Source organism: Dyella thailandensis (genome assembly GCF_050749815.1).
Lineage (GTDB): Bacteria > Pseudomonadota > Gammaproteobacteria > Xanthomonadales > Rhodanobacteraceae > Dyella_A.
Window position 1 is genome coordinate 3654425 of sequence record NZ_CP192735.1, and the last position, 14468, is coordinate 3668892.

The window sequence follows — 14468 nt, forward strand, 5'->3', positions numbered from 1 at the left end:
GGCCGACTGCATGACCAGCCCCGTTCGAATATTCGCCGGCCGATGACGGCTCCACAGGCCGTGAAGCGGCCTTCAAACAGACCTGAGGGACGGGCTCCGCAGCCCGGCCAACTCGAGTGCGACAGGCTGCTAGCATGCGCGCATGAACAACGACGCCACTTCCCACGAGTCCGCCGCGCCCGCGGCGAGCGTTCCGTCTCCGGCCCGCACGGCCTCGCCGCGCGCGCCCGAACCGCGATCCCACGGCGGCGCGTTGGCGCTGGCAGTGCTGCTCTCGCTGATCGCCGCTGGCGGCGCCGGTTACGTGGGCTGGCAGCAGTGGCAGCAGGCCCGCGCGAACGCGGCGGCGAGCCAAACGCTGGATGGCCTGAGCACCCGCACCGCGACGCTGGAAAGCACGCTGCAGTCGATGGATGCCGAGCGCCGCACGCTGCGCGAGCGCCTGCGCGACGCCGACGACGTCAACCGCGGCATGCGCGAGGAACTGCTCGGTCAGAACGAGCGCCTGCGCAACCTGGAGGACGCGGTGGCCAAGCTGTCGGAGAAGAGCCTCTCCGGCCACGACGCGATGCTGCTGGACGAGACCGAATCCCTGCTGCGGATGGGCAAGGAACGTTACGAGCTGTTCCACGACGCCGACGGCGCGGCCAAGGCCTATGCCCTGGCCGATCAGGCGCTGTCGTCGGTGGATGACGGCGCGTTCTCCGGCCTTCGCCAGAGCGTAGCCGCCGAGCGCGAGGCGCTGGAGCAGCGCGCCAGCGTGCATGCCGACGCCACGCTGCAGCGGCTGCAGCAACTGCGCGGTGCGCTCGGCGATCTGCCGCTGAAGCCGCTGGATGCGCCTGCCGCGACGAACGCCGACGGCGTGTGGGCGCGCATCGGTCACGCGCTGGCCGGCGTGGTCAGCATCGAGCGCGACAACGGTGCGCCGATGGCGGTCGCCGACGCGCGACTCACCCGCGAGCTGGTGGCGCTGGATCTGGCGCATGCCGAATCGGCGCTGCTGGCGCGCGACGAGGCGGGCTACCTCGGCGCGCTGCAGCGCGCCCAGGCCGGCCTCGCCGCGCAGTTCGACGGCAACGCCGCCGCGGTGAAGCAGGCCCAGGACACGCTGGCCGAGTTGGCGAAAACGGCGCAGCCGTCCAAGCCGGTGGAGCTGGGCGCTGCGCTCACTGAACTGCGCAACTTGCGCGCCGTGCACGCGCTCAAGCCGGCCGCGGCGCCGGCGGGAGCGAAGCCGTGAAGCTGTGGCGCTGGATTCTCCTGCTGGTGCTGATCGCGGCGCTGGCCGCGTTCGGCTGGCACTGGATCGCCGAAGACCCCGGCTACGTGCTGGTGCGCCTGCGCGGCTGGCGCGTGCAGACCACGGTGCTCGCCGCGGTGGTGATCCTGCTGCTGGCCTGGGGTGTGTTCGGCGCGCTGTGGCAACTGGTGCGCTGGCCGTTCGGCGCGCTGACCCGTCGCCATCGCCGGCTCAGCCGCCGCCGTCTCGCCGACGGCCTGGTGGCCCTGGCCGAGGGGCGTAATGGCGATGCGGAGCGCGACCTGTCGCGCGCCTCGCGGCTGGACGCGCTGCAGGGCCCGGCCCTGCTGGCGGCGGCCGAAGCGGCGGCGCGGCGCGGGGAATCCACCCGCGCGTTGGAATCGCTCAACCAGGCCGCGCAGTCGGTGCCGCAGGCCGCACGGGTGCTGCGCGCCGCGCTGCTGCGCCGTGACGGCAAGCCGGCCGAAGCGGTGGCCTTGCTGGCGCCGGAAGCGGACAACGGCAGCCTGCCTCCGGGCGGCTGGCGCGAGCTGGCGCTGGCCGCGCTGGCCGCCGGCGACACCCGCCGCGCGCGCGCCGCGCTGGCACCGCTGCAGAAGAGCGCCGCGCTGGGCAGCCGCAACTATCAGGCGCTGGAAAACCAGGTGCTGGTGGCCAGCGTGCAGTCCGCCGCCGATGCCGCCGCGCTCAACACGCTGTGGTCGCAGCTGCCGAAGAACCAGCGCCGAGCGCCGGTGGTGGTCGAAGCCTACGCGCGCCGCGCGGCGGAGCTGGGTATGATCCTGCCGGCGATGGACGAGCTGGAGTCGGCGCTGCGCCGCGAGTGGTCATCCTCGCTGGTGCAGGTGTGGGGCGCGCTGGGCAACGAGGATCTGGAGGCCCGCCTGCGCCGCGCCGAAGGCTGGCTGGACGCCCACCCCAACGACGCCGGCCTGCTGCTCGCGCTGGGTCGCCTGTGCGTGAAGCTCAAGCTGTGGGGCAAGGCGCGCAAGCACCTGGAACGCTCGATCGCGCTCACGCCCAGTGCCGGCGCGTGGGAGGCACTGGCCGACATGTGGACCGGCCAGGGCGACGCCGTGATGGCGCAGCGCTGCTTCCGCAACGCGCTGGCGCTGACCCGCGGCGACGTGATCCAGAACGTGCCCACGGCGACGTCCGGCGTGATCGACACGCGGCCGATCGCGATCGAGGACCGCGACGAACACGGCGTGCCGCGCCTGCGCGAGTGATGTTCGCGCAAGCGCGCTTCAGCGCACCGAGATCGCCCAGGCGATCATGCCCGCGCTGATCGCGGTGAGCGTGAGTGCGACCAGGAAGATCACGTCAGCCACCCGTTCCACCCGGTGATTGCGCTTGAGGTTGCGCGTGCGCAGCGCCCAGTAGGACAGCAGGCAGGCGATCAGGTAGAGGATCGCGTCGCCGGCCAGCAGGTCGTCCACGAACAGGTCGGCTTTCCGCAGCGAGATCACCACGCGGATGATGCCGATGACGGTCAGGCATACGCCGACCATCCCGGCCGAGGCGGTGAAGATGTGCACGCACAGGTCGTGGTCCAGCAGGCGGCTGGACGGCTTGGATTCGGTCATGGCTTGCCGACGCCCGACGTTGCGAAAACCGGGCGTTGGACAACAGCTCTCGCCGGACTACTTCACAGCGGGGTCAGGTTGGCGTAAGCGGCTACCAGCCACTTGCTGCCGGCGTTCTCGAAGTTCACCTGCAGCCGCGCGTGCGCGCCGGCACCCTCGGCGCTGAGCACCACGCCCTCGCCGAAGGTGGGATGGTTCACGCGCTGGCCGAGCTTCACCGGCAGCGCCTCCTCCAGCGATGCCGACGCGGCGCCGCGGTAGCCGCCGTACAGCGGGCGGCTGACCTGCACGCGCGGGCGCACCTCGTCGATCAGTTCGGCCGGCATCTCGCCGAGAAAACGCGAGGGCCGCGCCAGCATCTCGGTGCCGTGCATGCGGCGCGATTCGGCGTGGGTGATGAACAGCCGTTCGCGCGCGCGGGTGATGCCCACGTAGGCGAGGCGGCGCTCCTCCTCCAGCCGGCCTTCGTCTTCCACCGAGCGCTGGCTGGGAAACAGGCCTTCCTCCAGGCCGACCAGGAACACCACGGGAAACTCCAGCCCCTTGGCCGAGTGCAGCGTCATCAGCTGCACGCAGTCGTCCCACGCCTCGCCCTGGCCTTCGCCCGCTTCCAGCGCGGCGTGCGAGAGAAAGGCGGCCAGCTCGCTGAGTCCCGCGTCGATGTCGTCGGGCGTGAGCTCGAAGCGGCTGGCCACGTTGACCAGCTCGTCCAGGTTCTCGGTGCGCGATTCGGCGTTGCCGCGGCTGTCCTTCTCGTAGAAGTCGCGCAGGCCGGTGTGGCTGATGGCGTGGTCCATCTGCTCGGCGAGGGTGAGGCCTTGACTCCCCTCTCCCGCCGGGAGAGGGGCCGGGGGTGAGGGTTCGGTCGAGGCGGCTGCATCCAGGGTGTCCGTACCCTCACCCCCACCCGTCTCCCGGGGGGAGAGGGAGTCCGCGGCGGGGCTGAAATCGCGCGCCATCTGGTCGATCAGCGCCAGGAACGCCTTCACCGCATTCTTCGCCCGCCCGGCTAGCTCGCTGGCGCCGGACAGCTCGTGCAGGGCGGCTTCCCACATCGAAGTGTTCTCGCTGCGCGCGCGTCGGCGCAGCACGTCCAGCGTGCGGTCGCCGATGCCGCGCGGCGGCGTGTTCACCGCGCGCTCGAACGCCGCGTCGTCGTGCCGGTTGGCGGTGAGGCGCAGGTAGGCCAGCGCATCCTTGATTTCCGCGCGCTCGAAGAAGCGCAAACCGCCGTACACGCGGTACGGGATATTGCGCTGGGTGAGCTGCTCTTCGAAGTTGCGCGACTGCGCGTTGGAGCGATAGAGGATGGCGCAGTCTTTGGCGTTGCCGTGCTCGTCGATGTACTCGCGGATGCGCTCGATGACGAAGCGCGCTTCGTCCTGCTCGTTGTAGGCCGCGTACAGCGCGATGCGCTCGCCGGCGTCGCCGTCGGTCCACAGCTGCTTGCCGAGGCGACCGCCGTTGCGTGCGATCACCGCGTTGGCGGCCTTGAGGATGGTGGCAGTGGAGCGGTAGTTCTGTTCCAGCTTGATGGTGCGGGCGCCGGGGAAGTCCTTCAGGAACTGCTGCACGTTCTCCACTTTCGCGCCGCGCCAGCCGTAGATCGCCTGGTCGTCGTCGCCGACCACGAACACCTGGCCGGTGGCGCCGGCGAGCACGCGGATCCACGCGTACTGCAGCGTGTTAGTGTCCTGGAACTCATCGATCAGCAGGTAGCGCCAGCGGTGCTGGTAGTGCTCGAGCACGGCCGGGTTGTTCAGCCACAACTCGTGCGCGCGCAGCAGCAGCTCGGCGAAGTCGACCAGGCCGGCGCGGCGGCAAGCGTCCTCGTAGGCCTGGTAGATCTGCACGAAGGTCCGGGTGACCGGGTGGTCGTAGTGTTCGATGTTCTGCGGCCGCTTGCCCTCGTCCTTCCAGCTGTTGATCTGCCAGGCGGCCTGGCGCGGCGGAAACTTCGCGTCGTCCAGGCCCAGCCCGGCCACCACGCGCTTGACCAGTCGCTGCTGATCGTCCGAGTCGAGAATCTGGAAGCCTTCCGGCAACCCGGCCTCGGCCCAGTGCCGGCGCAGCAGGCGGTGGGCGATGCCGTGGAAGGTGCCCACGGTGAGGCCCTGCGTGCTCTGCGGAATCAGCGCGCCGAGCCGCGCGCGCATCTCGCCGGCGGCCTTGTTGGTGAAGGTGACGGCGAGGATCGCCCAAGGCGGCACCCGCTCCACCTCTGTGAGCCAGCCGATGCGGTGGGTGAGCACGCGGGTCTTGCCGGAGCCGGCGCCGGCCAGCACGAGATAGTGGCCGGGCGGGGCGCAGACGGCTTCACGCTGGGCGTCGTTGAGCGAATCGATCAGGTGGGAAACATCCATCCGCATCATTGTAGCGGCGCGCGGATCGCCCCAACGACGACCGCCGCCCGAAGGCGGCGGTCGAAGGGTGAGTGGCGGGTGAAACTCAGCGCTTGCTGAGGAAGCCGCCGACGGCCAGCACGCCGCCGATCACGATGCCGGCAATGCCGACCCACTGCGGGATCGCCTTGTCGTGGGTGGCAGTGATCTGCGCCGGACCGAGCTTGGCGACGGTATCCGTCTTCTTGTAGCTGCCATTGCCGACGGTGACCCAGATACCGGCGGCGAGCAACACGACACCGATGACGATGAGACCTGCACGCATGGATATTCCTCCTGTGATGGGCGGGTGATCATAGGCGGGAAGAATGTGCACGTGAGGTGCAGGGCCAGCGCGCATGGAGGGCCCGGAGCGGGGGACGAAAACGCCGGACAAAAAAAGCCCCGAAGGCTAGGGGGAACCTTCGGGGCCGGGGGTGGTGAGACGGCCCAGGGGAAGACCGGATCACCGCGATACGGAGGCCCAGGGGAAGGCTCGTATCGCTTGGGTTCTCCAGGGAGGTGAGGAACCCACGGACGCCGTTGCGTGCATCCGGAGATATAGAGCGCGCCGACGGCGGAAAGTTGCCCGGGTTTCCGGAAAGATTTAGCGCCGATTCATTTGACGAAAATCCAACAACTGCGCGGGCTTCGGGACGGCGGCGAGGCGCCTGCCGCGGCGTCGCGGTCGTGCCGTGCGGGCGATCGTCTGCGGCCGCTCAGTGCGCCTCGTCCCAGTTCGCGCCCACGCCCACGTCCACCAGCAGCGGCACCTTCAGCTCGGCCGCGCCGCTCATGCGCTGGACCACGCCAGCGCGCACGGCGTCCACCGCGTCGGCGCGCACCTCGAACACCAGTTCGTCGTGCACCTGCATCAGCATGCGGGCGTCGTCGCGACCGACCAGCCAGCCGTCCACTGCGATCATGGCGCGCTTGATGATGTCGGCCGCGCTGCCCTGCATCGGCGCGTTCACCGCGGCGCGCTCGGCGCCCTGGCGCAGCGCCTGGTTGCGGGCGTTGAGGTTCTCCAGGTACAGGCGACGGCCGAAGATCGTCTGCACGTAGCCATCGCGATGCGCCTGCGAGCGGGTGGCTTCCATGAACGCGTGCACGCCCGGGTAGCGCGAGAAGTAGCGAGCCATGTAGTCGCTGGCTTCGCCGCGGTCCACCCCAAGCTGGCGCGCCAGGCCGAACGCGCTCATGCCGTACATCAGGCCGAAGTTGATCGCCTTCGCGGCGCGGCGCTGGTTGGCGCTGACCTGTTCCGGCGGCAGGCCGAATACTTCGGCCGCGGTCGCGCGATGCACATCCCCGCCCTCCTGGAACGCCTTGAGCAGGCCCTCGTCGCCGGACAGGTGGGCCATGATGCGCAGCTCGATCTGCGAATAGTCCGCCGCCATCACCCGCCAGCCTTCCGGCGCGATGAAGGCCTGGCGGATGCGCCGACCCTCCTCGGTGCGCACCGGGATGTTCTGCAGGTTCGGGTCGGACGAGGAAATACGCCCGGTCGCCACCGCGCCCTGGTGGTAGCTGGTGTGCACGCGCCCGGTGCGCGGATTGACCATGCCCGACAGCTTGTCGGTGTAGGTGGAGCGCAGCTTGGCCAGGCCGCGGTAGTCGAGGATCAGGCGCGGCAGCGCGTGCTCGTCGGCGATCGCCTCCAGCGCCTCCTCGTTGGTGGAGGGCTGGCCGGTGGGTGTCTTCACCTTGGCGGCCAGGCCCAGCTCGTCGAACAGGATCGCCTGCAGTTGCTTGGGCGAATCGAGGTTGAACTCGCGACCCGCTTCGCCGAACGCCTGCTGCTGGATCTCGTGCATGCGCTTGCCCAGCTGCTGGCTTTGCAGGCGCAACACGTTGGCGTCGATCAGTACGCCGCGCTGCTCCATCTTTGCCAGCACCGGCACCAGCGGGATCTCGATCTCTTCGTACACCTTGCGCAGCGCCGGTTCGCTTTCCAGCTTGGGCCACAGCGCGTGGTGCAGGCGCAGGGTGACGTCGGCATCCTCGGCGGCGTAGTCGCGCGCGGTCTCCAGGTCCACCTGCGAGAAGGAGATCTGCTTGGCGCCCTTGCCGGCGACCTGCTCGTACTTGATCGTCTCGTAGCCGAGGTACTTCTTCGCCAGCGAGTCCATGTCGTGGCGCGTGGCGGTGGCGTTCCACACGTAGGACTCGAGCATGGAATCGTGCTTGAGCCCCTGCACGGTGATGCCGTACTGGCTCAGCACGTTCATGTCGTACTTGGCGTGCTGGCCGAGCTTGGGTCGCGCGGGGTTTTCCAGGATGGGTTTCAGCGCCGCCAGCGTGGCGGCGCGATCGAGCTGCGCGGGCGCGCCGGGGTAGTCATGCGCCAGCGGGATGTAGCAGGCGTGGCCGGTCTCCACCGCGAACGAGGCGCCGACGATCTCCGCCTGCATCGCATCCAGGCTGGTGGTTTCGGTGTCGAAGGCGATCAGCTCGGCCTGCTCCAGCTTGGCCAGCCAGGCGTCCAGCTGTGCCGGGGTGGTGACCAGCTCGTAGCTTCCCGGCGAGTTGTCCTCATGTAGGAGCGCACCTTGTGCGCGAGGCTCTTCCACCGCAGCAGGAGCAGGAGCGTCGCGCACAGGGTGCGCTCCTGCCGGGGCATTGCTGCCATCCAGCTCCTTGAGCGCCTGCTTGAACTCGTAGCGGGTGAACAGCGTACGCAGGGCGTCGACGTCCTTCGCCCGCGGCGCGAGGTCGGTGACGCCCAGGTCCAGCGCCACGTCGGTCTTGATGGTGACCAGATCGCGCGACAGCGGCAGCTGGCCCAGTGCCTCACGCAGGTTCTCGCCGATCTTGCCACCGACCTTGTCGGCGCCGGCGATCAGGCCGTCCAGCGAGCCGTATTCGGCCAGCCACTTGGCGGCCGTCTTCGGGCCGCACTTGGCCACGCCGGGCACGTTGTCGATGCTGTCGCCGGTGAGCGCCAGGAAATCGATGATCTGCTCCGGCGGCACGCCGAACTTGGCGATCACGCCGTCGCGGTCGGTCACCGTGCTGGTCATGGTGTTGACCAGGGTGATGCCGGGGCGCACCAGCTGGGCAAAATCCTTGTCGCTGGTGGAGATCTCCACCTCGATGCCCTGGCGCTGGGCTTCGAGCGCCAGGGTGCCGATCACATCGTCCGCCTCCACCCCGTCCACGCGCAGGATCGGAAAGCCCAGCGCGGCGACGATGTCGAGCATCGGCTGCACCTGCGCGCGCAGATCGTCCGGCATCGGCGGGCGGTTAGCCTTGTAGTCGGCGTACATGTCGTTGCGGAAGTTCGGGCCCGACGCGTCGCTGACGAAGGCCATGTAGGTCGGCTGCTCCTTCAGCGTGGCGCGCAGCATGTTGACCACGCCGAACAGCGCGCCGGTGGGCTCGCCCTGCGCGTTGGTCAGCGGCGGCAGCGCGTGGAAGGCGCGGTAGAGATAGGAGGAACCGTCAATCAGGATGAGCTTGGCCATGCCCGGCATTCTCGCATGGGCGCCTGCGCGCGGCCCGCGTCGGGCGGAGCTTCACCCGGCGCTCAAACAGCGCGCTGCTATGCTGCGCACCTCTCTCCCCGCGTGAGGTTGTGCGCCATGAAAGCCCGCCTGCCCCTGGCCCTCGCCGCCGTGCTGCTGTTTGCCCAGGCGCACGCGCAGGACACTCCTGCCAAGCCCGATCAGCCCGCCTTGCCGCCGCCGGGCATGAACGATCCGGGCGTCAAGCCGACTCCCGAGGCGACGCCGGCGCCCAGTGCCACGTCGACCCAGCCCACGCCCGCCGAAATGACGCCCACGCGCCTGCCTGGCAAACCGATTCCGCTGCCGCGCCAGCCGGGCGACAAGGGTCCCAGCGAGGCGATTCCGGATGTCCAGGTGCGTCGCGAAGGCGACCAGACCATCCAGGAATATCGCCAGAGCGGCCGCCTGTACATGGTGGTGGTGACGCCGAAGAACGGCGTGCCGCAGACCTACATGGTCGACAACCAGGGCAAGCTGCGCGACGAAGCCGGGCAGCCGCCGGTGCGGCCAGTGATGTACAAGATCATGGAGTGGGGCAAGAGCCCGCCGCCGCAGAATGACACCTCTGCCGGCAAGCCGGCCGACGACGGCAGCGGTTCGCACTAAGGCACCGCCATGCCGCTGCGCGACAGCTGGCTGCTCTTCGCGTTGGGCTCGGCGTTCTTCGCCGCGCTCACCGCGCTGTTCGGCAAGCTGGGTGTGGCCGGGATCAACTCGAACCTGGCCACCTTCATCCGCACGGTGGTGATCCTCGGCGTGACCGCCGCCATTCTCAGCCTACGCGGGGAGTGGGCCCGGCCGTCCGGCCTGCCCTGGCACAGCTGGCTGTTCCTGGTGCTCTCGGGTATCGCGACCGGACTGAGCTGGCTGTGCTACTACCGCGCCCTGCAGCTGGGGCCGGTAAGCAAGGTGGCGCCGATCGACAAGCTCAGCGTGGCGATGGTGATCGTGCTGGGCCTGGTGTTTCTGGGGGAGAAGCCCAGCGTGCCGATGCTGGTCGGTGGCGGCCTGATCGTTGCAGGCGCCATGGTGATCGCCCTGTTCTAGCGCCTCCTTTGTAGGAGCCCGCTCGCGGGCGATGCTTCTGCTCCTGATCGACATCAAAGCTAAAAGCATCGCCCGCGAGCGGGCTCCTACAGAGGTCGAGGATCCCCGGCGCGAGTGCGTCGCCACGCGAGCGCGAGCGTCAGCCGTCTAGCTCCGGGTAGTGGCGAAAGATGCCCTGCGTGTTGAACGCCAATCGTCGCGTTGACCCGAGATAGGCGGCGATATTCGGGCGCTGCTCCACTCGGTCGGCCAGGGCGCGCAGATGCGGCAGCTTGCGCGCTTGCCGGCGCATCGCCTTCGGGTAGGCGTATTGGAGCCCGCGCATCAGCTGGAACAGCGACAGGTCGACATAGGAATGCCGGCCCAGCGCGTGGTGCCCGCCGGCCGCAGCGAGCTCGCGCTCGAAGTAACCGAGAAAGCGGCCCAGCCGATCGCGGCGGAACGCCTCGGCCCGGCGCGCCGCTTCCCTGCGTTGCTCCTCGTAGTACATTGAGCCGCCCAGCGGATGATGGCTGTCGTGGATCTCGGTGACGAAGTCCGCGATGGTCAGTTGCCACTGCAACGCCTGCAGGCGCCGTGCCTCGTTGGGCGGCACCAGCGCCAGCGGTGGGCCGAGGAAGTGCAGGATGTTCGCCACGTGCGCGACCACCTGCCGCCCGGCCTTGAGGAACGGTGGCGCGAAGGGCGTGGCGCCCGGCTTCGCACCGTCGAGAAACGGCTGCATGGCGCCGTCGCCCTCCACGCGCGCCACATCCACGTAGTCCGCGCCGGCATCTTCCAGCGCCAGCCGCACGAATTCGCCGCGGCCCTGAATACCGGTCCAGTAGAAGAGCTGATAACGCACGTCGGCCGCCTCGCAGGGAAGTCGCCCGACGCTAGCGGGCGGCGGCTTAAGCGGGCGTGTTCACCGCGGCGCTCAGGCGCGCGCGAGCACCGCGACGTGTACGTCGGTGCGCCAGGCAAAGCCGAGCTGCTCGTACAGGCGGATCGCCGCGGTGTTGTCGCGCCAGGCGTGCAGGAACGCGATATCGCCACGCAGGGCGATGCGCGCGGCGACGTGCTGCGACAGCCGTCGCGCCAGGCCGCGGCCGCGGAAGTCCGGATGCGTGCACACGCCGCTGACTTCGGTCCAGCCGGGGAAGCGGAAGCGTTCACCGGCCATCGCCGCGAGACGGCCGTCGATGCGGATGCCCACGAAGCGGCCCATGCGATGCGTGCGGGCGAGAAACGGGCCGGGCTGGGTGAGCGTGGCCAGCGCCAGCATCTCCGCTGCGTCGTCGTCACCCAGCGGCACGATGTCGCCCTCGTCCTCGTCCTCGCCCATGGCCAGCGGCTGCTCGGCCACCATCTGCACGCCCCACGCCTGCTTCACGGCGACCAGGCCGGGCGGCACCGTGATGGCCGGCACCTGCAGCTGGTAGACCTGCTCGCCCGGGCCGACCAGCGCGGTGAGTGCGGCGAGCGCTTCGTCGCTGTCGTCGCGTGCCGAGGCGAACCGATTTACGTCGGGAAGGTAACGCCGCGCCCGCGCGTCGCCCAGCGACAGCGCTTCGTGCGCCGTCGACAGGCTGGACCAGATCGGGCGGTCGAGCGGATGCACGGCGCCGCGGCGATCAGTGGCGGCGTGCCTGATTTACTTCCGTCACTAGTGACGGAAGTGACGCATGCCGGTGAACACCATCGCCATGCCGTGCTCGTCGGCGGCGGCGATCACCTCGGCGTCGCGCATCGAGCCGCCCGGCTGGATCACCGCGCTGATGCCGGCGGCAGCGGCGGCATCGATGCCGTCGCGGAACGGGAAGAACGCATCGGAGGCCATCACCGAGCCGCGCACTTCCAGCTTCTCGTCGGCGGCCTTGATGCCGGCGATCTTGGCGCTGTACACGCGGCTCATCTGGCCAGCGCCGATGCCGATGGTCTGGCGGTTCTTCGCGTAGACGATGGCGTTGGACTTGACGAACTTGGCCACTTTCCAGGCAAAGATCAGGTCGTCGATCTGCTGCGGCGTCGGCGCGACCTTCGTCACGACCTTCAGGTCCTCGGCCTTCACCATGCCGGCATCGGCGGTCTGGATCAGCAGGCCCGAGCCGACGCGCTTGACGTTGTTGCCCGGATGCGCGGCGACCAGGTCGGTGCCCGGCGGCACCGGAATCTCCAGCACGCGCACGTTGCCCTTCTTGGCGAAGGCCTTGAGCGCGTCGTCGCTGTAGGACGGCGCCAGCACCACCTCGACGAACTGGCGCGCCACGATGGCCTGCGCGGTGGCGCCGTCGCATTCGCGGTTGAACGCGATGATGCCGCCGAAGGCCGACGTCGGGTCGGTCTGGTAGGCCAGGTCATACGCCTTGCCGATACCGTCCAGGCTCACTGCCACGCCGCAGGGGTTGGCATGCTTGACGATCACGCAGGCGGGCTTGGTGAAGCTGCGCACGCATTCCCACGCGGCGTCGGCATCGGCGATGTTGTTGAACGAGAGTTCCTTGCCCTGCAGTTGCTTGAACGTGGCCAGCGTGCCGGCGTGCGGATACAGGTCGCGGTAGAACGCGGCGCTCTGGTGCGGGTTCTCGCCGTAGCGCAGGTCCATCACCTTGACGAATCGGCCGTTGCTCTGCGCCGGGAACGCCTCGCGACCGGCGATCGCCTCGTGCGCGTCGTCCAGCCTCAGGCCCGAGAGGTAGTCGCTGATCGCGCCGTCGTAGTTGGCCACGTTGTTGAACGCGGCGACGGAGAGCTTGAAGCGGGTGGCGCGGGTCAGGCCGCCGTGCTGCTCGATCTCGGCGATCGCTTCGGCGTACTGCGCCGGATCGGTAAGCACGCCGACGTCGTTCCAGTTCTTCGCCGCCGAGCGCAGCATTGCCGGGCCGCCGATGTCGATGTTCTCGATGGCGTCTTCCAGCGTGCAGCCGGGCTTGGCCACGGTGGCCTCGAACGGGTAGAGGTTCAGCACCAGCAGGTCGATCGGCGCGATGCCAAGCTCGGCCATCACCGCGTCATCGGTGCCGCGGCGGCCGAGCAGGCCGCCATGCACCTTCGGATGCAGCGTCTTGACGCGGCCATCCATGATCTCGGGAAAGCCGGTGACCTCGCTGACATCGGTCACCGCGATGCCGGCCTCGCGCAGCGCCTTGGCGGTGCCGCCGGTGGACAGCAGCTGTACGCCGGCCGCGGCGAGGCGCTTGCCCAGGTCGAGTAGCCCGGTCTTGTCGGAGACGCTGAGCAGGGCGCGACGGACGGGCGTGACGGCAGGGGCGGGCATGGCGGCTTCCAGGGGATGAAAGCGCGAGATTATAGCCCACTGCGGGCGCGCGCCCGGCCGGCCGTATGGACGGCCAAACGAAAAAGGCCCTCGCGGGCCTTTATCGATGACGAGCGGTGGCGCGTGCTTTCAGAGCATGCCGTGCTGGGACAGCTTCTTGCGCAGCGTGGCGCGATTAATGCCCAACGCGGTGGCAGCGCGGCTCTGGTTGCCTTCGTGGAATGCCATGACCTCGCGCAGCAGCGGTCCTTCCACTTCGCGGATCACCAGTGCGTGCAGGCCTTCGGCGCACTCGGTGTCGCCGATGTCGGCCAGATAGCGGCGCACGGTGCGGCTGACGCACTCGCTCAGCGCGCTCTGCGACGAGGACTCCCGGCTGGCCTCGTGGACAGGCAGTCTGACGGCGTTCACTGACATATCCCTTACGTCCTGAGGCGGCGACTGCATCGGTCGCCGCGCTGGTTATGAAGGTCGCCGCGTCGGCGGCATGCATCGATGGCCGGCAGGCCGGATGCGCGAAGGGAGCGAGTGTACCCCCGCTGCCTTATAAAATTAAGTGCGCGCGGCGCTTGACTATTCGAAGCCGAACTCGAACGCCACTGCCTTGTTGCCCGGATCCTCCACCTCCAGCACCAGGGCCGTCACGGCGCCCGGCGCCATGCCGGCGCGCAGGCTTTCGCTGTCGTCCAGGTACTCGGACGGGCGCAGGCGGCGCATCGCCACGCGGTGGCCCTGGGCATCGGCCAGCACCAGGCTGACCACCGGATACGGTTGGGCGAAGGGGGCGTCGTTGCGCAGCGTGGCGCTGATCATCAACGCGCCGCGCACGTCCGGGTGCGCTTCCACGTCGCGCGCGATCAAGTGCAGCTGGCCGACGCTGGGTACCAGCGGCAAGCGGCAGCCGAGCGTGGCGCACGCCTCGCGCAGCCAGCGGCCGGTGACGGGATCGGCCAGCAGCGGATCGCGTTGGGCCCACGCCACCTGCGCGCCGAGCAGGATCGTCAGCAGCAGGCAGACCATCACCCACGGCCAGCGCCGCTCGCCCGAGAGCGTGCGCGCGGCGCGCTCGCGGCGTTTCAGCTTGCGCTGCCCACGCGCGAAACGCGGCGTAAAAACGAGGTGGCTGAAATCGTCGGTGGCGGAGTCGCCGTCAGCGTCGCTGCCGAGCACGGCGACCGTAGCCGGCTCCGGGCGGGGGCGATACACCGCCAGCTCCAGTCGCGGCGCCGGGCCCCGCACCACGGCGGCCGTCAGGCGCGTGAACGGCTCCGGCGGCAGCTGCGAGGCCAGGCAGGCGAGCGCATCGAACGCCTGATCGCAGTGACCGCACTGCACGAGTCCGCTCGCTGTCGCCAGCGCGTCGGCATCGAGCGAGAACACGGTGAGGCAGTCAGGGCACTGGGTATACATGAGGACTTGGGATCG

Annotated in this window: 13 protein-coding genes; 4 read left to right on the top strand and 9 right to left on the bottom strand. The window is 69.4% G+C overall.

The window, feature by feature from the left end:
* Positions 1 to 142: 142 nt before the first annotated feature.
* Together ACQVBX_RS16625 and ACQVBX_RS16630 are read left to right on the top strand one after the other, a co-directional pair.
* Positions 143 to 1243 (top strand): uroporphyrinogen-III C-methyltransferase, encoded by a 1101-nt coding sequence (locus ACQVBX_RS16625; RefSeq protein ID WP_431635503.1) that lies wholly within the window; start codon positions 143 to 145, stop codon positions 1241 to 1243.
* The gene (locus ACQVBX_RS16630; RefSeq protein WP_431635504.1) at positions 1240 to 2493 is read left to right on the top strand and encodes a heme biosynthesis HemY N-terminal domain-containing protein; all 1254 of its coding nucleotides are present in this window, start codon (positions 1240 to 1242) and stop codon (positions 2491 to 2493) included. The genes ACQVBX_RS16625 and ACQVBX_RS16630 overlap by 4 nt, the downstream gene beginning before the upstream one ends.
* Before the next feature lie 18 nt (positions 2494 to 2511).
* Here the strand turns inward: ACQVBX_RS16630 and ACQVBX_RS16635 are convergent, their stop codons facing one another.
* The 4 genes from ACQVBX_RS16635 to polA all read right to left on the bottom strand — a co-directional run bounded on the left by ACQVBX_RS16635 (position 2512) and on the right by polA (position 8698).
* Entirely contained in the window at positions 2512 to 2850 is a 339-nt protein-coding gene (locus tag ACQVBX_RS16635) for a hypothetical protein (RefSeq protein WP_431635505.1), read from the bottom strand.
* Between the two features lie 62 nt (positions 2851 to 2912).
* On the bottom strand, positions 2913 to 5213 hold the full coding sequence (locus ACQVBX_RS16640) for an ATP-dependent DNA helicase (protein WP_431635506.1): 2301 nt from the start codon (positions 5211 to 5213) through the stop codon (positions 2913 to 2915).
* A gap of 85 nt (positions 5214 to 5298) precedes the next feature.
* On the bottom strand, positions 5299 to 5517 hold the full coding sequence (locus ACQVBX_RS16645) for a hypothetical protein (RefSeq protein ID WP_431635507.1): 219 nt from the start codon (positions 5515 to 5517) through the stop codon (positions 5299 to 5301).
* 433 nt (positions 5518 to 5950) lie between these two features.
* Positions 5951 to 8698 carry a DNA polymerase I gene (polA, locus tag ACQVBX_RS16650; RefSeq protein WP_431635508.1) on the bottom strand — a complete coding sequence of 916 codons (2748 nt, stop codon included), beginning with the start codon at positions 8696 to 8698 and terminating at the stop codon, positions 5951 to 5953.
* A 117-nt stretch (positions 8699 to 8815) separates the two neighbouring features.
* Here polA and ACQVBX_RS16655 point away from each other — a divergent pair, with 117 nt between their 5' ends.
* Both ACQVBX_RS16655 and ACQVBX_RS16660 read left to right on the top strand, forming a co-directional pair.
* Positions 8816 to 9346 carry a DUF2782 domain-containing protein gene (locus ACQVBX_RS16655; RefSeq protein ID WP_431635510.1) on the top strand — a complete coding sequence of 177 codons (531 nt, stop codon included), beginning with the start codon at positions 8816 to 8818 and terminating at the stop codon, positions 9344 to 9346.
* 9 nt (positions 9347 to 9355) lie between these two features.
* Positions 9356 to 9787 (top strand): EamA family transporter, encoded by a 432-nt coding sequence (locus ACQVBX_RS16660; protein WP_431635511.1) that lies wholly within the window; start codon positions 9356 to 9358, stop codon positions 9785 to 9787.
* Positions 9788 to 9926: 139 nt separating this feature from the next.
* On the opposite strand, the gene ACQVBX_RS16665 is transcribed toward ACQVBX_RS16660, so the two are convergent.
* The 5 genes from ACQVBX_RS16665 to ACQVBX_RS16685 all read right to left on the bottom strand — a co-directional run bounded on the left by ACQVBX_RS16665 (position 9927) and on the right by ACQVBX_RS16685 (position 14453).
* Positions 9927 to 10631 carry a glutathione S-transferase gene (locus tag ACQVBX_RS16665; RefSeq protein WP_431635512.1) on the bottom strand — a complete coding sequence of 235 codons (705 nt, stop codon included), beginning with the start codon at positions 10629 to 10631 and terminating at the stop codon, positions 9927 to 9929.
* Positions 10632 to 10703: 72 nt separating this feature from the next.
* On the bottom strand, positions 10704 to 11387 hold the full coding sequence (locus ACQVBX_RS16670; RefSeq protein WP_431635513.1) for a GNAT family N-acetyltransferase: 684 nt from the start codon (positions 11385 to 11387) through the stop codon (positions 10704 to 10706).
* Between the two features lie 45 nt (positions 11388 to 11432).
* The gene (gene purH / locus ACQVBX_RS16675) at positions 11433 to 13043 is read right to left on the bottom strand and encodes a bifunctional phosphoribosylaminoimidazolecarboxamide formyltransferase/IMP cyclohydrolase (protein ID WP_431635515.1); all 1611 of its coding nucleotides are present in this window, start codon (positions 13041 to 13043) and stop codon (positions 11433 to 11435) included.
* Between the two features lie 129 nt (positions 13044 to 13172).
* A complete protein-coding gene (locus ACQVBX_RS16680; protein WP_431635517.1) occupies positions 13173 to 13460 on the bottom strand; it encodes a helix-turn-helix domain-containing protein in 288 nt (95 codons plus the stop codon).
* A gap of 156 nt (positions 13461 to 13616) precedes the next feature.
* Complete coding sequence (locus ACQVBX_RS16685) at positions 13617 to 14453, bottom strand: zinc-ribbon and DUF3426 domain-containing protein (protein ID WP_431635519.1); 837 nt, start codon at positions 14451 to 14453, stop codon at positions 13617 to 13619.
* Positions 14454 to 14468: the final 15 nt, after the last annotated feature.

Bases quoted from the DNA above. Each gene is read 5' to 3' on its own strand.
- ACQVBX_RS16660 (WP_431635511.1), top strand. From the start codon at position 9,356: ATGCCGCTGCGCGACAGCTGGCTGCTCTTCGCGTTGGGCTCGGCGTTC.
- polA (WP_431635508.1), bottom strand. From the start codon at position 8,698: ATGGCCAAGCTCATCCTGATTGACGGTTCCTCCTATCTCTACCGCGCC.
- ACQVBX_RS16655 (WP_431635510.1), top strand. From the start codon at position 8,816: ATGAAAGCCCGCCTGCCCCTGGCCCTCGCCGCCGTGCTGCTGTTTGCC.
- purH (WP_431635515.1), bottom strand. From the start codon at position 13,043: ATGCCCGCCCCTGCCGTCACGCCCGTCCGTCGCGCCCTGCTCAGCGTC.
- ACQVBX_RS16640 (WP_431635506.1), bottom strand. From the start codon at position 5,213: ATGGATGTTTCCCACCTGATCGATTCGCTCAACGACGCCCAGCGTGAA.
- ACQVBX_RS16635 (WP_431635505.1), bottom strand. From the start codon at position 2,850: ATGACCGAATCCAAGCCGTCCAGCCGCCTGCTGGACCACGACCTGTGC.
- ACQVBX_RS16685 (WP_431635519.1), bottom strand. From the start codon at position 14,453: ATGTATACCCAGTGCCCTGACTGCCTCACCGTGTTCTCGCTCGATGCC.
- ACQVBX_RS16625 (WP_431635503.1), top strand. From the start codon at position 143: ATGAACAACGACGCCACTTCCCACGAGTCCGCCGCGCCCGCGGCGAGC.
- ACQVBX_RS16645 (WP_431635507.1), bottom strand. From the start codon at position 5,517: ATGCGTGCAGGTCTCATCGTCATCGGTGTCGTGTTGCTCGCCGCCGGT.
- ACQVBX_RS16680 (WP_431635517.1), bottom strand. From the start codon at position 13,460: ATGTCAGTGAACGCCGTCAGACTGCCTGTCCACGAGGCCAGCCGGGAG.